Genomic DNA, 17,900 nt, shown 5'->3' with positions numbered 1-17,900 from the left:
TACTCAATCATTCTCAAAGGAACCTCATACGAGGTTCTATATAAGCTCTACTGGCTTAGTTCACTAGCACACTGTTGAGTTCTCAAGCAACACACCTCGAGTCGCACCGCTTTCACGCGGCCTTACTCGAAGCGAGTATTCCTAGCAGTTTTGGTGGTCCACCCACTCAATCGCTTGTCTGCGAGAGCTTGGTTCGTGTCCCCGCCGCCCGGTTTCCCTGGCGACTTGGAGAACTTTACATGCCGAAAAAGGGCCCGAAACAGGGGGGTCCCTTAACAAGATCAGCGCAGGTCAGGCCCCATGACGGAGCCCGCCTGGGGCCCAGTGTGCCCCGAACCGGCCGCGGGCGCCAGGGAAATGACATTGCTCCGAGTACATTGCACCGTATTGCACCGCGCCAAAGCTCCGCCTAGCGTCGGCCGCATGACCCTCGCCCACGACGACCTCGGCCCGAAAAACGGCCGGCCGGTCCTCCTCGTCCACGGCCACCCCTTCGACCGCTCGATGTGGCGCCCCCAGGCCGCGCACCTGGCCGGGCGCGGCCACCGCGTCGTGACCCCCGACCTCCGCGGCTACGGGGAGTCCCCCGGGCACGGCACCAAGACCACCCTCGACGTCTTCGCGAACGACCTCGTCGAGCTGGCCGACCACCTGGGGATGGAGCGCTTCGTCCTCGGCGGCCTCTCCATGGGCGGCCAGATCGTCATGGAGCTCGTCGCCCACCACCCGGACAGGGTGACCGCCCTCGTCCTCGCCGACACCTTCCCCGGCCTCGACACCCCGGCGGCGAGGCAAGCCCGCATCGACACCGCCGCGAGGATCACCGAGGAAGGCATGGCGGACTACGCCGACGAACTCCTCCCCAAGATGATCTCGAAGCAAACCCGCTCGGCCAGGCCGGACGTCGAAGCGCACGTCCGCGGGATGATGCGCACCGCACCCGGGGAGGGAGCCGCGGCCGCGCTCAGGGGACGCGCCGAGCGTCCCGACTACACCGGAGGACTGAAGAACATCTCCGTGCCGACCCTGGTCGTCGTCGGCAGCGAGGACGAGTTCACGCCTGTCGCCGACGCCCAGCTGATCCACCGCGAGATCGGAGCTTCGACCCTGGTGGTCGTCGAGGGCGCGGGCCACCTGCCTAACCTGGAATGCGAGACCGAGTTCAACCAGGCACTCGACACGTTCCTGACGAGCAGCAGCGGAGCCACGCCATGACCCAGCAGCAGACCGTGTTCGTGACCGGCGCCAGCGCCGGCTTCGGTGACGCCATCGCGCGCCGGTTCGTCGCCGAGGGCGCTCGGGTGATCGCCGTCGCCCGCAGCGAGGACAAGCTCGAGAAGCTGGCCGGCGAGCTCGGTGACGCCGTCCTCGCCGTCAAGCTCGACGTCAGCGACCCCGAAGCGGTCAAAACCACCATCGAAGACCTCCCCGCGGACTGGCGCGAGGTGGACGTCCTGGTCAACAACGCCGGCCTGGCGAAGGGCCTCGAGCCCGCGCAGCGCGCCGACCTCCAGGACTGGGACGAGATGATCGCGACCAACGTCCGCGGCCTCGCCCACGTCACGCGCGCGCTGCTGCCCGGCATGGTCGAGCGCGGCCGCGGCCACGTGATCAACATCGGCTCGATCGCCGGCACCTACCCCTACCCCGGCGGCAACGTCTACGGCGCGACCAAGGCGTTCGTCCACCAGTTCAGCCTCAACCTGCGCAGCGACCTGCACGGCACCGGCGTCCGCGTGACGAACGTCGAGCCCGGGATGGTCGGCGGCACGGACTTCTCGAAGGTCCGCTTCGACGGCGACCAGGAGAAGGCGGACAAGGTCTACCAGGGCACCACGCCGCTGACCGCGGACGACGTCGCCGAGTCCGTCTTCTGGGCGGCGAACCAGCCGAAGCACGTGAACATCAACGTCATCGAGCTGATGCCCGTGGTCCAGAGCTTCTCCGCGCTGCAGATCTACCGGGAGTCCTGAAACAGCGAGAAGAGCGCCTGCTGGGCCGGGTCCCGCTCGGTCGGCAGGCGCTTCGTCCGCGGCCGCCCGCCGGTGGACGGGTAGCGCAGGACCAGCTCGCCGATGCCCGCGAGCTGATCGAGCAGCTCGCGCACGGACAGGTTCATCCCGGCCCGGTCGGCCTCGCGCCGCATCAGGTGCGTCACGGTCGCCGCGAGCACCGAGACGAGCCCGTGCGCGGCGATCCGCTGCCGCGTCCACTCCCAGCGCGGGGTCGGCCCGGTCACGGCCGGGCCGGTGAGCCAGCGGAACGTGGATTCGAGGTGGGTCCGCGCGCGGTACGCCGTGACGACGTCCCCGATCGGCCAGTCCCGGTCGGTGACCAGCACCTGCTTGCCGAAGAACTCCTCGTCGAGGCGGGCGACGGCGGCGGTGTCGATTCGCCGTTCCAGCCGGATCTCGCCGGGTTTCGTGCCGCTCAGCACCGCCGTCAGCACGCGCTCGACGCGCCGGCCGCGAGTGACGCGGCCGATCTCGGCGTGTACCTGCGCGCGGTCGCCGCGGTGGGTGCCGGCGGCGAGGGCTTCGGCCAGTCCGTCGAGTTCGCGGGTCGCGGTGGCCAGCTCGTCGGCGAACGCGCGGGACTGGGCCGCGTGCAGCGTCGCCGAATGCGTGAGGATCACCCGCCGCCGGACGCCGTCGACGACGGCGTGCGTGTCCAGGGCGGTGAGGCCGGCGAACCGTTCGGGGTCGACGCGCTTGCGGGCGGACGCGGGCTGCGTCAGCAGCTCGGGGTGATCCGGCAGCGGCAGCGAGCCGACGAAGCCGCTGCGGGAGCCCAGGTCGAGCTGGGCCGCCTGGCCGGTGTGGAAGATCAGCGTCGCCGGGCCCAGCTCCGCGGTCAGCGAGGCGAACGTCGGGGCGTCGTCGCGCCGGTAGAGCCGGGACGCCAGCGGGATGGCGCCGTCGCGGGTCACCCGCAGGCCTGCGCCCGCCAGCACCTCCCGGCAGGCCGAGGGCAGCGTGCAGTCCGCGGGCGCGAACACCGCGAACTGCGGGACGTCCACGGCGAGCGCCGCGTGGTCGTCGAGCGTGGCCAGGACCGCCTCGGCGACGGTTTCCTCGATGCGCTCCAGGCGGTCCGGGGTCAGCCGGTCCAGTGCCCGCCAGTAACCGTCCATCGAGGTCACCTTCGGCCGGACGAGGTCGGCCACCGCGCAGTCCGCCCACCACTCGCCGATCGGCAGCCCGGGCGCGGTCGCGCGGTGCAGCACCGCGATCGCCAGCGTGGCGCCCAGGCTGGGCTTGGCGCGCACGACGTCGTCGACGCGGCGGACGAAGTCGAGCCGCTCGAGGGTCGCCCACACCGCGGCGACGTCGCCGTACGTCCGGTACGAAGCCGACGCGGGTTCCCCGCCTGGGACGGCGCGCGCGATCTCCTCGGCCGTCCCGAGATAGCGCTGGGTCACCACTCGCGGCTTGCCGTCGACCCGGGCGGACTCCGCCAGGTAGTAGTACGTCCGTCCGCCGATCTTCTTCCCGACCACCGATGCCACCCTTTAGGTAATACACGCCGGCGCACTGATCGACAACCGGCCGGGCGTCCTGACCTGCGACGACGATCACGCGCACCGATCGGGTGAGAGAGGTGCGGAACGCACACTGGCTGGTCCCGCGAGGACGGTCCTAGCGTGGGTGGAATGGGACCCGAACCCGACGCCACCGCCCCGACCGCCTCCGCGATGCGCCGCGCGCTCGCCCGGGCGCGTGACGGGAAGACACTGGACGTTGCCGAAGCGAGCGTCCTGCTGCACGCCCGCGGCGACGACCTCACCACGCTGTCCGAGTACGCCTCCCGCATCCGCGACGCGGGCCTGGCCGAGGCCGGCCGCGCCGGCGTCATCACCTACAGCCGCAAGGTGTTCATCCCGCTGACCCGGCTCTGCCGCGACCGCTGCGGCTACTGCACGTTCGTCACGGTGCCGGGCCGGCTCGAATCGCCGTTCCTGTCCCCGGACGAAGTCCTGGACATCGCCCGCAAGGGTGCGGAGATGGGCTGCAAGGAAGCCCTCTTCACCCTCGGCGACCGGCCCGAGGACCGCTGGAAGGCCGCCCGCGACTGGCTGGACGCGCACGGCTACGACGACACGCTCTCCTACGTCCGCGCGATGGCGATCCGGGTGCTGGAGGAGACCGGCCTGCTGCCGCACCTCAACCCGGGCGTGCTGTCCTGGCAGGACTTCCAGCGCCTCAAGCCGGTCGCGCCGTCGATGGGCATGATGCTGGAGACCACCGCGACCCGGTTGTGGAGCGAGAAGGGCGGGCCGCACTACGGGTCCCCCGACAAGGATCCCGCGGTAAGGCTCCGGGTGCTCGAAGACGCCGGCCGCAGCAGCGTTCCGTTCACCACCGGGGTCCTGATCGGCATCGGCGAGACGTTCGAGGAGCGCGCCGACGCGCTGTTCGAGATCCGCAAGATCGCCAAGACCTACGGTGGCATCCAGGAAGTCATCGTCCAGAACTTCCGGGCCAAGCCGGACACGAAGATGCGCGCGACCCCGGACGCCGACCTCGAAGAGCTGGCCGCGAACATCGCCGTCGCGAGGCTCGTGCTCGGCCCGAAGATGCGCATCCAGGCGCCGCCGAACCTGATCGGGCGCCAGTACGACCTGATGATCCGCGCCGGCATCGACGACTGGGGCGGCGTCTCGCCGCTGACCCCGGACCACGTCAACCCGGAACGCGCGTGGCCGCAGATCGACGAGCTGGCCCGTCGCACCGGGGAAGCCGGTTTCGACCTCAAGGAACGGCTGACGATCTACCCGGAGTACGTCAAGGCCGGCGAGCCGTGGCTGGACCCGCGGATCACGCGGCACGTCGCCGCGCTCGTCGACTACGACACCGGGATGGCGCGCGAAGGCGCGATGCCGGTCGGCATCCCGTGGCAGGAGCCGGACGGCGGCTGGCAGGAGTCCGGGCGCACCGACCTGCACACCGAGATCGACACCACCGGCCGGACCGAGGACCGCCGCAGCGACTTCGACTCGGTGTACGGGGACTGGAAGGAGATCGGCGACCGGATCAAGACCGGGCCGCAGAAGTTCGACTCCACCGTGCTGGAAGCCTTGCGCAGCGCGGAAAAGGACCCCGCCGGGCTGTCCGACGACGCCGCGCTCGCGCTGCTGTCCGCCGACGGCAAGGAACTGGACGCGTTCACGAAGCTCGCCGACGACCTGCGGCGCGAGACGGTCGGCGACGACGTCACGTTCGTCGTCACGCGGAACATCAACTTCACCAACGTCTGCTACACGGGTTGCCGCTTCTGCGCCTTCGCCCAGCGTCGCACCGACGCCGACGCGTACACGCTCTCGCTGGAGCAGGTCGGCGACCGCGTCGACGAGGCGTGGGCCGCCGGCGCGACCGAGATCTGCATGCAGGGCGGCATCCACCCGGACCTGCCGGGCACCGCGTACTTCGACCTCGCGGCCGAGGTCAAGCGCCGGCAGCCGGAGATCCACCTGCACTCCTACAGCCCGATGGAGGTCGTGAACGGCGCTTCCCGCACCAACCTGTCGCTGAAGGACTGGCTCATCAAGGCCAAGGAAGCAGGCGTCGACTCCCTGCCGGGCACGGCCGCGGAGATCCTCGACGACGACGTCCGCTGGGTGCTCACCAAGGGCAAGCTGCCGACGTCGGAGTGGATCAAGGTCGTCACCACCGCGCACGAGATCGGGCTGCCGACGACGTCCACGATGATGTACGGCCACGTCGACACCCCGGCGCACTGGGTCGCGCACCTGAAGCTCCTCGCGAAGCTGCAGCGCGAAGGCCTGGAGAAGCACGGCCGACGCGGGTTCAGCGAGTTCGTGCTGCTGCCGTTCATCCACCAGAGCTCGCCGATCTACCTCGCCGGTCTCGCCCGCCCGGGCGCGACGCAGAACGAGAACCGCGCGGTGCACGCGCTGGCCCGGCTGCTGCTGCACGGGATGATCGACAACATCCAGAGCTCCTGGGTGAAGCTGGGCACCGAGGGCAGCCGCGCGGTGCTGCAGGGCGGCGTCAACGACATCGGCGGCACGCTGATGGAGGAGACGATCAGCCGGATGGCCGGCGCGTCGAACGGGTCGTACAAGACGATCAGCGACATGCGCGAAATGGTCGAACCACTCGGCCGCCCGCTCGTGCAGCGCACCACGGGTTACGGCCGGCCGTCGGCCGAGCGGATCGCCGCGGCGGAGGCTTCGGACGGCGTCGCGACCGCGGTCCGGAAGCCGCTGCTTCCCCTGCTGACGCCGTAAAAAGCGGTAGCGGGCGCCCGGCTCCGGGGCGCCCGCTACTCTTCCGGTCCATGGGGGTTTCTCGCTTCGCACCACTTCTCTTCGTCGCGCTTCTCGCGGGTTGCGGCACTACGCCGCCTCCGCCACCCGTACCGCTGCCGACGACCACGCCGAGCCCGACGTACGCGCCGCCGCCGTCGGCCGGACTGTCGCTTTCGGTCGGTCAGGTCGAAGCCGGCCTCGGGCACCGCGCGAGCGTCCTGACGCTGACCAACCGGGACACCGCACCGCGGAAGGTCACCGGCTACCCGGACCTGAAGATCCTCGCGGGCGACGGCTCGTCGCTCGAGGTGACGGTCGAGCACGGGACGTCGTACTTCGCGCGGGACCTCGGTCCGCAGGACCTGACCGTCCAACCGGGTGAGAAGGTCGTCGCCGTGCTCGCGTGGTCGGCCACCGTCACCGATGGCGACAAGCGCTCCGGCGCGGCGATCTCGGTGGTACCCGTCCCCGGCGAGCCCGCGCAGGCGCAGCCGCTGGACACCGACCTCGGCACCACGGACACCGTCACCGTCAGCTCGTGGGCCACCGAGGTCGGCGCGTGATGACCTTGTGTCACCGATCACAAACCGACAGTTGACCAGCCGGACTCTGTGCTAACTCTGTTCCTTCACCCGCCGGAAGGGACCTCGATGAGCACCTCCGTAGCGCCACTGGAAATGGTCGACACCGACCGCTACCCGCTCACCGATCCGGACAGTCCCGCGTGGCGCGTGACCGTCGGCCGCACCCGCGCGGACCTGGCCGACGTCGGCTGCAGCGTGCTCGCCGACTTCATCCGCCCGGAACTGCACGACGTTCTCCGCGCGGAGTGCGCGGCGCTCGAACCGCACGCGTACACGAAGATCGAAAAGGTCAACGCGTACAACACCGCGATCGACGAGCCGCTGCCCGAGGGCCACCCGGGCCGGACGATCATGGAGCGCGGCAACGCCTTCGTCGCGCGTGACCGCGTCCCGGCGTCGTCGCTGATCAGCCGGCTCTACACGAGCCCGCTGTTCCAGCGGTTCGTCGCCGACTGCTTCGGCCTGCCGGAGCTGCACGAGCTCGCCGACCCGCTGTCCGGGCTGACGCTCAACGTGATCGCGCCCGGCCGCGCGCACCCGTGGCACTTCGACACGAACTCCTACACCGTCAGCATGCTGACGCAGGCCGCGGACGACGGCGGGACCTTCGAATACTGCCCGGGCATCCGGTCGGCGACCGACGAAAACTTCCCGGCCGTCCGGGCCGTGCTCGACGGCGAAAGCACCCGTCCGGCCCAGCGCCTGAGCCTCCGTCCGGGCGATCTGCAGCTCTTTCAAGGGCGCTTCGCCTTGCACCGGGTCAGTACGGTGAGGGGCGAGGTCGCGCGTCACTCGGCGATCTTCGCCTACAGCGAGCGCCCGGGGGTCATCGGCAGCGCGGAGCGGACCAGGCAGTTGTTCGGCCGGGTCCTGCCGGCGCACCTGGCCGGGCGCACCGACCGGGGCGACGAGCTGCTCGACTAGATCAGGAGCCTGGCCTGTGCCTTTCGACTCGACCGGCAAGATCTCGTTCGACCACATCTACACCGCACCCGACCCGCGGCCGTTCTTCGGCACGCTGCGCCGAGTCGGCTACGAAATCCCCCAGCTCGCGAAGCCGTACTTCGCGAAGCTCATCGGCGAACACCCCGCCGAAAGCCCGACCGTGCTCGACGTCGGCTGCTCGTACGGCGTCAACGCCGCACTCCGCCGGTGCGACGCCACGATGGACGACCTCTACGCGCACTACACCGCCCCGGACGTGCTGGCGCTGAACCACGCGCGGCTGATCGAGGCCGACCGGGCCCTGATCACCGGCTCGGGCGGCGCCAAGTTCTTCGGCCTCGACGCGGCGGCGCCGGCGCTCGAGTACGCGCTTTCCGCCGGGTTCCTCGACGAGGCGATCCACGCGGACTTCGAAAGCGACGACCCGGACAGCACCCAGCGGAAGCTGCTCGACGACGTCGACCTGGTGATCTCGACCGGCTGCGTCGGCTACGTCACCGAGAAGACGCTCGCCCGGATCGCCCGGGGCTCGCGGCCGTGGATGGCGCACTTCGTGCTGCGGATGTTCTCCTACGAGCCGGTGGCCGACAGCCTGGCCGGGCTCGGGTACGAGACCGCGCAGGTGCCGGGCGTGTTCCGGCAGCGGCGGTTCGCCTCCGCCGAAGAGCGGACGCAGATCCTCGACACCCTCGACGCCGCCGGGGTCGACCCGGCCGGCGTGGAGTCCGACGGCTGGCTCTACGCGCAGCTGTATGTTTCCCGCCCTGAAGGCGCGGCCGCGGAACTCGCGGCCGTGCTCGCCACTTCCCAGCAAGAAGGATGACCGTGAGCAGTCCGGATTGGTCCACCCGCACCTTCGGCAACGAGGACCGGCTCCCCCGCGTCCCCGTCCCTGCGCTGGAGGACAGCGGCCGCCGCTTCCTCGAGTGGTGCGCGCCGCTGCTGACGCCGGACGAGCTGGCCGAGACCGAAGCGGCCGTCGCGGAGTTCCTGGCCGGCCCCGGGCCGGAGCTGCAGGCCGCGCTCGAGGAGTACGACCGTTCGCCGGGCGTGCACAGCTGGCTCGACACGTTCTGGCCGTACCGCTACCTCGGCCGCCGCGACCGGATCGCGCTCAACGCCAACTTCTTCTTCCTGTTCCAGGACTCCCCGCTGGGCCAGGTGGAGCGCGCGGCCGAGCTGGCCGCGGCCGCCGTGGACTACAAGCTGAAGCTCGACGACGAGCTGCTGCCGCCGGTGCTCGTGCGCGGCGTGCCGCAGTCGATGGTGCAGCACAAGTACCTGTTCTCGGCGACGCGCATCCCGGGCGAGCTGCTCGACACCGCGCGCACGCGGTTCCCGTCGCCCGAGCGGCACATCGTGGTGTTCCACCGCGACACGCCGTTCCGGCTGGACGTCATCGCCGAAGACGGCCGCCCGTACTCGCCCGAGCAGATCGCCGACGGCCTGCGGGCGATCCTCAAGGACGACCACGTCACCGACGTCCCCGTCGGGCACTTCACGACGAAGGCGCGTGCGGAGTGGGCGGTCACCCGTAAGGCACTGCTCGACGCGGGCAACGCTCCGGCACTCGAGACCATCGAGACGGCGTTGTTCTGCCTGTGCTTGGACGACTTCACGCCGTCCGACGCCCTGGAAGCGAGTGACCGGCTGCTGCACGGCGACAACCGCTGGTACGACAAGGCCGTGTCGCTCATCGTGTTCGAGGACGGCACCGCGGGGATCAACGTCGAGCACTGCGAACTCGACGGCACCACGATCCTCGGCCTCACCGACGCGCTGCTGAGCGGCTCGCGGGAAACCCGGGAAAGCGCCGAGGGCGTCCCCGGCCACGAGGTCGTCGAGTTCACGCTGACCGACGCTCTGCGCGAAGACGCCCGTGCCGCCGGAGCGGCCTTCCGGGCGTACGCGGACGCGACGGCGACGCAGACCGTGTCGTTCGACTTCGGCGCCAACCGGGCGAAGGAACTGAAGATGTCGCCGGACGCCTTCGCGCAGATGGCGTACCAGCTGGCACACCGCCGGGCGAAGGGCCTGACGGGCGCGACGTACGAGTCGATCGCCACCCGGCAGTTCCGGAACGGCCGCACCGAGGCGATGCGGGTCGTGACGCCGGAGGTCGTGCGCTTCGCCGACGTCATGACCTCCGACGCCTCCGCGGAGGAGAAGCGCGAAGCCTTCCGCACGGCCGCGGCGAAGCACGTCTCGCGGGCGAAGGAGTGTCAGGCCGGCGACGCGCCGGAGCAGCACCTGTGGGAGCTGCAGCTGATCGGGAAGCGCCGGGGCGACCCCGAGGTCGCGGCGCTGTACAGCTCGCCGGGCTGGGTCAAGACGCGCGACGACTACCTGAGCACCAGCTCGGCGCCGTCGGTCAACATCCAGTACTTCGGGTTCGGCTCGACGAGCCCGCAGTGCATCGGCATCGCGTACGTGCTGCTGCCGGACCGCTGGAACATCTACCTCAGCACGCCGAAGCACGTCTCGGCCGAGATGTACCGCTTCGCCGACGAGCTGGCTGTCGCGGTGCGGGAGCTGCAGGAGCTACTGGCCGAGTAGGCGCCGCAACCAGGTCAGCCGGGCCGCGCGCGCGGCCCGGCTGATCCGCGCTTCCGGGGCCAGCGCGTCGAAGCCGTGGAAGCCGCCGGGCCAGACGTGCAGCTCGGCTTCGCCGCCCGCCTGCCAGAGCCGGCTCGCGTAGGCGACGACCTCGTCGCGGAACGTCTCCGCCGTGCCGACGTCCAGGAACGCGGGCGGCAGACCGGAAAGGTCGGTGGCGCGGGCCGCGGCGGCGTAGGGCGGGACGTCGTCGAGGCCGCCCAGGTACGCCGTCCAGCCGACGGCGTTGGCCGTGCGGTCCCAGAGGCCGCGTCCGTCGAGGTCGACCGCCGAGGGCGTGTCGTTGCGGTCGTCGAGCATCGGGCAGAGCAGCAGCTGCCCGGCGATTTCCGGTCCGCCGCGGTCGCGAGCGAGCAGCGCGGTGGCCGCCGCGAGCCCGCCGCCCGCGCTGAGGCCGCCGAGCACCACCGGGCCGGCGTGGTGCTCGACCGTCCACAAGAGACCGGTGTAGCAGTCTTCGACCGGTACCGGGTAAGGGTGTTCGGGCGCGAGCCGGTAGCCCGGCGAGACGATCGTCAGGTCGAGGCCGCCCGCCCAGTCCAGCAGGTTCGGCACGTCCTGGCCGAGGTGGCTGCCGACGATCGTGCCGCCGCCGTGCACGTAGTACAGGACGCCCGCGCTCGCCGCCGGCGTCATCACCAGCAGCGGAACGTCCCCCGCGTACTCCTCGGCGACCTTGTGCGCCGGGTACGCGGCGGCCAGCTCCTCGACGGTCCGGTGCTCGGCCCGGTTCAGCTCACGACGGCCGGGGATGTCGTCGAGGGAGGCCAGCGGCGGGCGCAGCGCCCGCAGGGTTTCGACGACCGGCGCCAGCTCCGGGTCGAACGGCGGTGGCGTCATCCCGTCGGGTCCGAGACGACGAGGACCAGCGAGCCTTCGAACGTCTGCTGCTCGCGCAGGCGGCCGTAGCGGCGTTCCCACGTGCCGTCGTCGAGGTCGTGCTGCAGCTCGGCGGCGAACCGGTGGTGCACGCGGTCGTCGACGAAGCTCCACGCCGAGCACGACAGCCGCGCGCCCGGGTCGAGCAGCCGCTCCGGACGGGCGTAGTAGGCCTCGTTGAAGCCGTCGGTGCAGTCGATCGGGATGGGCACGGGGACGATCGACGTGTGGCCGCCGAGCCCGTCGGCGATGTCGTCGACCGACGGGTAGCGCCGAGCTTCGGTCTCGATCACCTCGGGCGCGTAGTCGAGCAGCCAGAACCGCCGCAGCAGGGCCGGGTCGCAGGTCAGGATGGCGATCGGGCCGCGGGTGACGCGGCGCAGCTCCTTCAGCCCGGTCCACAGGTCGTTCCACTGGTGGACGCTGAACGTGCTCATCGCGCCCTCGAACGCCCGGTCCGGGAACGGCAGCTTCTCGGCCACGGCGTCGACCGCGGGCGGCAGGTCCGCCGGGCGCTGCGCGCGCATCGACGCGGACGGCTCGACCGCGGTCACTTCCCGGTCTTCGGGTTCGTAGGCGCCGGCGCCCGCGCCGACGTTGAGCACGGTCCGCGCGTCCCCCAGCGCGTCGAGGATGTACTGGCCGATGCGGGGATCCGGCTTGCGGTAGTCGGTGTAGACCCCGCCGATCGCGCCGTAGTCCGCGTCCCCGGCGCTGCCGTCCGCACGTCGCTGGCTCATGACTGAAAACTATCAGCGCCTCGCCACGACCGAGGCGTTGCTCCGCCGGGCGTAAGCGAACGTCGGACATCCGGCGCAGTCGTCAATTCCTGTCGCAAAGTTGCGTAAGTTAGTCCAACTATTGCGATTTCTTGTCCGAGATTCGTATGATCCGGATCACAGAGGTCCCCACCTGCTGCGGAAAGGCCAGTGCCGCCCATGTCTCCCAGCTCTGTCTTCAGCGCGCCCGAAAAAGCCCCGGATCGCCTCCGGGCCAAGAGATTCGGTGCTCTCGCCGCCGCCGTGACCGTCGCGGCCGGCCTGACGATCGCCGCCGTTCCCGCCGGCGGGTCGGCCCTCGCGGCCGGCCGCGGTGCGAGCGTGCCCTTCCTCGAACAAGAGGCGGAGAACGCCGCCACGAACGGCTCGGTCATCGGCCCGAACCGCAACGCGGGCACACTCGCCGGCGAGGCGTCCGGCCGCAAAGCCGTGACGCTGTCCGGCCAGGGCCAGTACGTCGAGTTCACGCTCACCGCCGCGGCGAACTCGATCGACTTCCGCTACAGCGTCCCGGATTCGGTGAACGGCACACTCTCGCTGTACGTCGGCGGCGCGCACAACCGCGACGTCCCGCTGACGTCGAAGTGGGCTTGGTACTACGGCTCGTACCCGTTCACCAACAACCCGGGTGACGGCCACGCGCACCACTTCTACGACGAGACCCGCGCACTGCTCGGCACGTCGTACCCGGCCGGCACGAAGATCAAGCTGCAGGTCGACGCGGGCGACGTCCCGGCGACGATCGACCTCGCGGACTTCGAGCAGGTCGGCGCGGCGGCCACGCGGCCCACGAACTCGGTGTCCGTCACCGACTACGGCGCCACGGCCGGTGACACGAGCGACGACGCTTCGGCGTTCGACTCGGCTGTCACGGCCGCTCGCAGCCAGGGCAAGGAGGTCTGGATCCCGTCCGGCACCTTCACGCTCGGGCACCACATCACCGTCGACCAGGTGACGATCCGCGGCGCCGGCCCGTGGTACTCCGTGCTGACCGGCCCGCGCGCCGGGATCTTCGGCAAGGGCGAACCGGCCAGCTGCGGGACGTCGACGTACCCCGGCAACGCCGCGGTCCCGGGCACGAGCAGCGCCGTGAAGCTGTACGACTTCGCGATCATCGGCCAGGTCGACGCCCGCGTCGACTGCGACCAGTCGAACGCCATCGGCGGCGCGCTGGGCGGCGGCTCGGTCGTGCAGAACCTGTGGCTGCAGCACACGAAGGTCGGGCTGTGGCTCGACGGGCCGTTCGACGGGCTCACCGTGTCCGGCAACCGCATCCTCGACCAGACCGCCGACGGGCTGAACCTGCACCAGGGCATCAGCAACGTCACCGTCACGAACAACTTCCTGCGCAACACCGGCGACGACGGCCTGGCGATGTGGTCCGAGCACGACGCCGACCACCACAACACGTTCTCCTTCAACACCGTGCTGCTGCCGATCCTCGCCAACAACATCGCGATCTACGGCGGGCACGACAACACAGTGTCCGACAACGTCGTGGCCGACAACCAGGACCAGGGCGGCGGCATCCACATCGCCAACCGGTTCAGCGCGGTTCCCCTGGCCGGCACGACGACCGTCGCGCGCAACACCGCGATCCGCACCGGCGTGCTCGACTCGAACTGGCAGTTCGGCGTCGGCGCGTTGTGGTTCGACGGCCGCGACTCGGCGATCACCGGCCGCGTCGACGTCACCGACCTCGACCTGCAGGACAACAACTACGAGGCGATCCAGTTCATCGACAGCGCGACCACGGACGTGCACTTCACCAACGTCCGGATCACCGGGGCGGGCACGTTCGCGTGGCAGATCCAGGCCAAGCCGACGGGGTCGGTGAAGAACGTCGTCGCGACCGGCGTCGGGCGGGCCGGCGTCTACAACTGCATGGGCCCGGACGCGATGGCCGGGCTGGCCGACCAAGGTGGCAACTCGGGCTGGTCGACGACGTTCTGCGGTTCTTGGCCGACGCCGGTGTACGGCTCGGACAACGGCGGTACGACAACCACTCCGCCGACCACTACCCCGCCGACCACCACTCCCACCCAGCCGAGCGGGAACCTGGCGCTGCACAAGGCGATCAGCGCATCCGGCTCCCAGGGCGGCTTCCCGCCGGCCAACGCCGTCGACGGCGACGCGAACTCGTACTGGGAGAGCGCGAACAACGCGTTCCCGCAGTCGCTGACCGTCGACTTCGGCAGCACGGTTTCGGTGTCGCGGCTGGTGCTGAAGCTGCCGCCGGCATCGGCGTGGGGCACGCGCACGCAGACGATCGCGGTCGACGGTGTCAAGGCCGCGGCGGGTTACACGTTCAACCCCGCGTCGGGGAACACCGCGACCATCACGTTCCCGGCGACGTCCGCGCGCACCCTGCGGCTGACCTTCACCGGCAACACCGGCTGGCCCGCCGGGCAGCTGTCCGAACTCGAAGCCTATTCGTCCTGAGAGGTGATGACGATGTCCCGCATCCCGGCTCTCCTCGCCGTCGCGCTCGCCGCGTCCGGCCTGGCGGTGCTGTCCGGCAGCACCCCGGCCGCGGCCGCGACCTGCCCGACGACGGCGTCCGGCGGCGCGAGCGTGCCGTTCCGGACCGTCGAAGCCGAGTGCTCGGCGACGAACGGCTCGGCCGTCGGCCCCGACTACACGCAGGCTTCGATCGCCTCGGAGGCCTCCGGACGGCAGGCCGTGCGGATCACGACCGGTCAGTACGTCGAGTTCACACTGCCCGTGGCGGCGAACTCGATCAACGTCCACTACAACCTGCCCGACGGTTCGTCCGGACGGCTTTCGGTGACGGTCAACGGGTCCAAGGTCGCGCTGCCCGTGACGTCGCGCTACACCTATGTGGACACCGGCTTCATCACGGGCTCGAAGACGCACCACTTCTTCGACGACGCCCGGGTGCTGTTCGGCCAGAATCTGGCGGCGGGCGCGAAGGTCCGGGTCTCGGCCGACTCCGGTGACGTCGGGCAGGCGACCATCGACCTCGCGGACTTCGAGCAGGTCGGCGGCGCGGGCACGAAACCGTCGGCCGCCTTGTCGGTGACCGACTACGGCGCCACGGCGAATGACTCGTCCGACGACTCACAGGCGTTCCGCAACGCCCTCTCGGCGGCGCGCTCGCAGGGTCGCGAGGTGTGGGTGCCGTCCGGGCGGTTCGAGATCGGGTCGGCGCTGCAGATCGACCAGACGACCGTCCGCGGCGCGGGTCAGTGGTACACGGTGTTGCACGGCAACAACATCTTCAACAACGGCAGCGCGTCCGGGAACATCAAGCTGTACGACTTCGCGGTGTTCGGCGACGTGACCGAGCGCAACGACGGCAGCCCCGACAACGCGTTCCACGGCGTCCTCGGGAACGGCTCGGTCGTCAGCGGCCTGTGGATCCAGGACACGAAGTGCGGGCTGTGGCTGATGAACGGCGCGTCGTCGAACCTCACCATCGAGAACAACCGCATCCTGGACACGCAGGCCGACGGCGTGAACTTCGACGGCGCGGTGACGAACTCGACGTTGCGCAACAACTACCTGCGCAACAACGGCGACGACGGTCTAGCGCTGTGGTCCAACGGCCAGGCCGACTCGGGCAACTCGCTGATCGACAACACCGTCGTGCAGCCGAACCTGGCCAACGGCATCGCGCTCTACGGCGGCTCGAACAACACGGTGAGCGGGAACCTCGTCCAGGACACCAACGCTCTCGGCGGCGGGTACCTGGTGGCGAACCGGTTCAACTCGGTGCCGCTCGGCGGCACGGTGACGCTGGCGAACAACACGGCGCTGCGAGCCGGGGCGCTCGACCCGAACTGGCAGTTCGGCGTCGGGGCGCTGTGGTTCGACGCGCGCGACCAGGCGATCACCGGCGTCACGATCCGCGTCACCGGGTTCACCGCGATCCAGAGCCCGTACGAGGCGATCCAGTTCATCGACGGCAACGGGCAGGGCAAGCAGATCCAGGGCATCACGATCGACGGCGTCACAGTGCAGGGCGTCGGCACGTTCGTGGCGCAGTCGCAGACGCAGGGGTCGGTGTCGATCAGCAACCTGACGGCGTCCGGCGTCGGCGTGACCGGGACGTACAACTGCCCGTACCCGTCGTCGATCCCGCGGATGACGTTCGGCGGGTCGGGCAACAGCGGCTGGACGGGCACCTGGAGTGACTGTTCGACGTGGCCCGCGCCGAACTCGGGGCCACCGCAGCCGCCGACGTCCGGCAGCAACCTCGCGCGGGGCAAGGCGATCAGCGCGTCGGCGTCGGTCGGTGGGTTCCCGCCGTCGAACGCGGTGGACGGGGACGCCAACTCGTACTGGGAGAGCGCGAACAACGCGTTCCCGCAGACGCTGACGGTGGACCTGGGCGCGGCGGCGTCGATCAACAAGGTGACGCTGAAGCTGCCGCCGTCGTCGGCGTGGGGCGCGCGGACGCAGACGGTGACGATCTCCGGCAGCCAGGACGGCGGCTCGTACACAACGCTGGTGGGTTCACGCGGCTACGCGTTCGACCCGGCTTCCGGCAACACGGCGTCGGCTTCTTTCACGGCGACGTCCCAGCGTTTCGTGCGGCTGACGTTCAGCGGCAACACCGGCTGGCCCGCGGGTCAGGTGTCCGAGTTCGAAGTGGCGGCTTCGTAGCCGGTCACCCGGCGAGCCCGTACCGGTCCCCGGGACCGGTACGGGCTTGTCATACTTTTGCGCCCGGTTGCTGTAAAGTTTCACTCATGACGCGTCGTCTTGCCGAAGTCGCCCGCCAGGTCGGGGTCAGCGAAGCCACGGTCAGCCGGGTGCTCAACGGCCGGTCCGGGGTGTCCGCGAGCACCCGGGCCGCCGTGCTCACCGCGCTGGACGTGATGGGCTACGAACGCCCCACCCAGCTGCGCGGCGAGCGGGCCCGCCTGGTCGGGCTGGTGCTGCCGGAGCTGCAGAACCCCATCTTCCCCGCGCTGGCCGAGATCATGGGCAACGCCCTCGCGCAGCAGGGGTTCACGCCGGTGCTCTGCACGCGGACCGCGGGCGGGGTGTCGGAGGCGGAGTACGTCGAGCTGCTCCTGCAGCAGCAGGTGTCGGGCGTGGTGTTCGCCGGCGGGCTGTACGCGCAGGCGGACGCGATCCACTCGCACTACCACCACCTCGTCGAGCGACGGCTCCCGACGGTGCTCATCAACGCGGCGGTCGACCACCTCGGCCTGCCGCAGGTGTCGTGCGACGACGCGGTGGCGGTCGAGCAGGTCGTCGGGCACCTGAGTTCGCTCGGGCACGAGAAGATCGGGCTGGTCCTGGGGCCGTCGGACCACGTGCCGTCCCAGCGCAAGCTCGCGGCGTTCCAGTCGTACGCGGCGAAGCTGGGGTTGCCGGTCCTGGACGAGCTGGTCGAGCACGGAATGTTCTCGATCGAGGGCGGCCACGCGGCGGCGGCCCGGCTGTACCCTCGCGGCGCGACGGCGGTGCTGTGCGCGAGCGACCTGCTGGCATTGGGCGCGGTGCGCGCGGCCCGTCGGCAGGGGTTGTCGGTGCCGGAGGACATTTCGGTGGTCGGCTACGACGACTCGGCCCTGATGAACTGCACCGACCCGCCTTTGACGACCACGCGGCAGCCGATCGAGGCGATGGGCCGCGCGGTGGTGGAACTGCTGGTGAAGCGCATCAACGGCGGCGAGGTGGCGGCGGAGGAGCTGCTGTTCGCGCCGGAGCTGGTGGTCCGGGGCTCCACGGCCCGCCGCACCGCCTGAGGCAGGCCCAAGAGGGCGCGGCGACTCCGGTCGTCGCGCCCTTTTTCGCGCCCGCGCGACGCCCGAGGTGAGCGACGGGTTCGAAACCCGTCGCTCACCTCGC

Annotated in this window: 13 protein-coding genes; 10 read left to right on the top strand and 3 right to left on the bottom strand. The window is 70.5% G+C overall.

Features of this window, described 5'->3' with window-relative positions; translation table 11 throughout:
- Positions 1–423 precede the first annotated feature (423 nt).
- Both ACZ7OU_RS17945 and ACZ7OU_RS17940 read left to right on the top strand, forming a co-directional pair.
- Positions 424–1,215, top strand: coding sequence for an alpha/beta fold hydrolase (locus tag ACZ7OU_RS17945; RefSeq protein WP_470255848.1), 792 nt, complete (start codon positions 424–426; stop codon positions 1,213–1,215).
- Positions 1,212–1,973: an SDR family oxidoreductase gene (locus tag ACZ7OU_RS17940; RefSeq protein ID WP_470255847.1), complete on the top strand. Its 762-nt coding sequence runs from the start codon at positions 1,212–1,214 to the stop codon at positions 1,971–1,973. Before ACZ7OU_RS17945 ends, ACZ7OU_RS17940 begins: the two co-directional genes overlap by 4 nt.
- Here ACZ7OU_RS17940 and ACZ7OU_RS17935 read toward each other — a convergent pair.
- Positions 1,958–3,499 carry an IS1634 family transposase gene (locus ACZ7OU_RS17935; protein ID WP_470255846.1) on the bottom strand — a complete coding sequence of 514 codons (1,542 nt, stop codon included), beginning with the start codon at positions 3,497–3,499 and terminating at the stop codon, positions 1,958–1,960. The two genes, ACZ7OU_RS17940 and ACZ7OU_RS17935, sit on opposite strands and share 16 nt — an antisense overlap.
- Before the next feature lie 153 nt (positions 3,500–3,652).
- Between ACZ7OU_RS17935 and ACZ7OU_RS17930 the strand changes: the two genes are divergently transcribed.
- From ACZ7OU_RS17930 to ACZ7OU_RS17910, 5 genes are all read left to right on the top strand, one after another.
- A complete protein-coding gene (locus ACZ7OU_RS17930) occupies positions 3,653–6,250 on the top strand; it encodes a bifunctional FO biosynthesis protein CofGH (protein ID WP_470255845.1) in 2,598 nt (865 codons plus the stop codon).
- 50 nt (positions 6,251–6,300) lie between these two features.
- On the top strand, positions 6,301–6,834 hold the full coding sequence (locus ACZ7OU_RS17925) for a DUF4232 domain-containing protein (protein WP_470255844.1): 534 nt from the start codon (positions 6,301–6,303) through the stop codon (positions 6,832–6,834).
- 87 nt (positions 6,835–6,921) lie between these two features.
- Positions 6,922–7,779, top strand: a complete 858-nt coding sequence (locus ACZ7OU_RS17920; protein ID WP_470255843.1) for a HalD/BesD family halogenase — start codon at positions 6,922–6,924, stop codon at positions 7,777–7,779.
- Positions 7,780–7,795: 16 nt separating this feature from the next.
- Positions 7,796–8,623, top strand: a complete 828-nt coding sequence (locus tag ACZ7OU_RS17915) for a class I SAM-dependent methyltransferase (protein ID WP_470255842.1) — start codon at positions 7,796–7,798, stop codon at positions 8,621–8,623.
- Positions 8,620–10,356 (top strand): choline/carnitine O-acyltransferase, encoded by a 1,737-nt coding sequence (locus tag ACZ7OU_RS17910; RefSeq protein ID WP_470255841.1) that lies wholly within the window; start codon positions 8,620–8,622, stop codon positions 10,354–10,356. The genes ACZ7OU_RS17915 and ACZ7OU_RS17910 overlap by 4 nt, the downstream gene beginning before the upstream one ends.
- Here ACZ7OU_RS17910 and ACZ7OU_RS17905 read toward each other — a convergent pair.
- Together ACZ7OU_RS17905 and ACZ7OU_RS17900 are read right to left on the bottom strand one after the other, a co-directional pair.
- Positions 10,342–11,256 (bottom strand): alpha/beta hydrolase fold domain-containing protein, encoded by a 915-nt coding sequence (locus ACZ7OU_RS17905; protein ID WP_470255840.1) that lies wholly within the window; start codon positions 11,254–11,256, stop codon positions 10,342–10,344. The two genes, ACZ7OU_RS17910 and ACZ7OU_RS17905, sit on opposite strands and share 15 nt — an antisense overlap.
- Complete coding sequence (locus ACZ7OU_RS17900) at positions 11,253–12,035, bottom strand: class I SAM-dependent methyltransferase (protein ID WP_470240845.1); 783 nt, start codon at positions 12,033–12,035, stop codon at positions 11,253–11,255. Before ACZ7OU_RS17900 ends, ACZ7OU_RS17905 begins: the two co-directional genes overlap by 4 nt.
- 198 nt (positions 12,036–12,233) lie before the next feature.
- On the opposite strand from ACZ7OU_RS17900, the gene ACZ7OU_RS17895 reads away from it, so the two are divergent.
- The 3 genes from ACZ7OU_RS17895 to ACZ7OU_RS17885 all read left to right on the top strand — a co-directional run bounded on the left by ACZ7OU_RS17895 (position 12,234) and on the right by ACZ7OU_RS17885 (position 17,797).
- Positions 12,234–14,516: a discoidin domain-containing protein gene (locus tag ACZ7OU_RS17895; RefSeq protein ID WP_470255839.1), complete on the top strand. Its 2,283-nt coding sequence runs from the start codon at positions 12,234–12,236 to the stop codon at positions 14,514–14,516.
- 6 nt (positions 14,517–14,522) lie between these two features.
- Positions 14,523–16,703 carry a discoidin domain-containing protein gene (locus ACZ7OU_RS17890; RefSeq protein WP_470255838.1) on the top strand — a complete coding sequence of 727 codons (2,181 nt, stop codon included), beginning with the start codon at positions 14,523–14,525 and terminating at the stop codon, positions 16,701–16,703.
- 86 nt (positions 16,704–16,789) lie between these two features.
- Positions 16,790–17,797: a LacI family DNA-binding transcriptional regulator gene (locus ACZ7OU_RS17885; RefSeq protein ID WP_364383336.1), complete on the top strand. Its 1,008-nt coding sequence runs from the start codon at positions 16,790–16,792 to the stop codon at positions 17,795–17,797.
- Positions 17,798–17,900: the final 103 nt, after the last annotated feature.

The organism is Amycolatopsis sp. NPDC114505, assembly GCF_055633615.1.
This window is presented reverse-complemented; position numbering and strand designations above follow the sequence as displayed.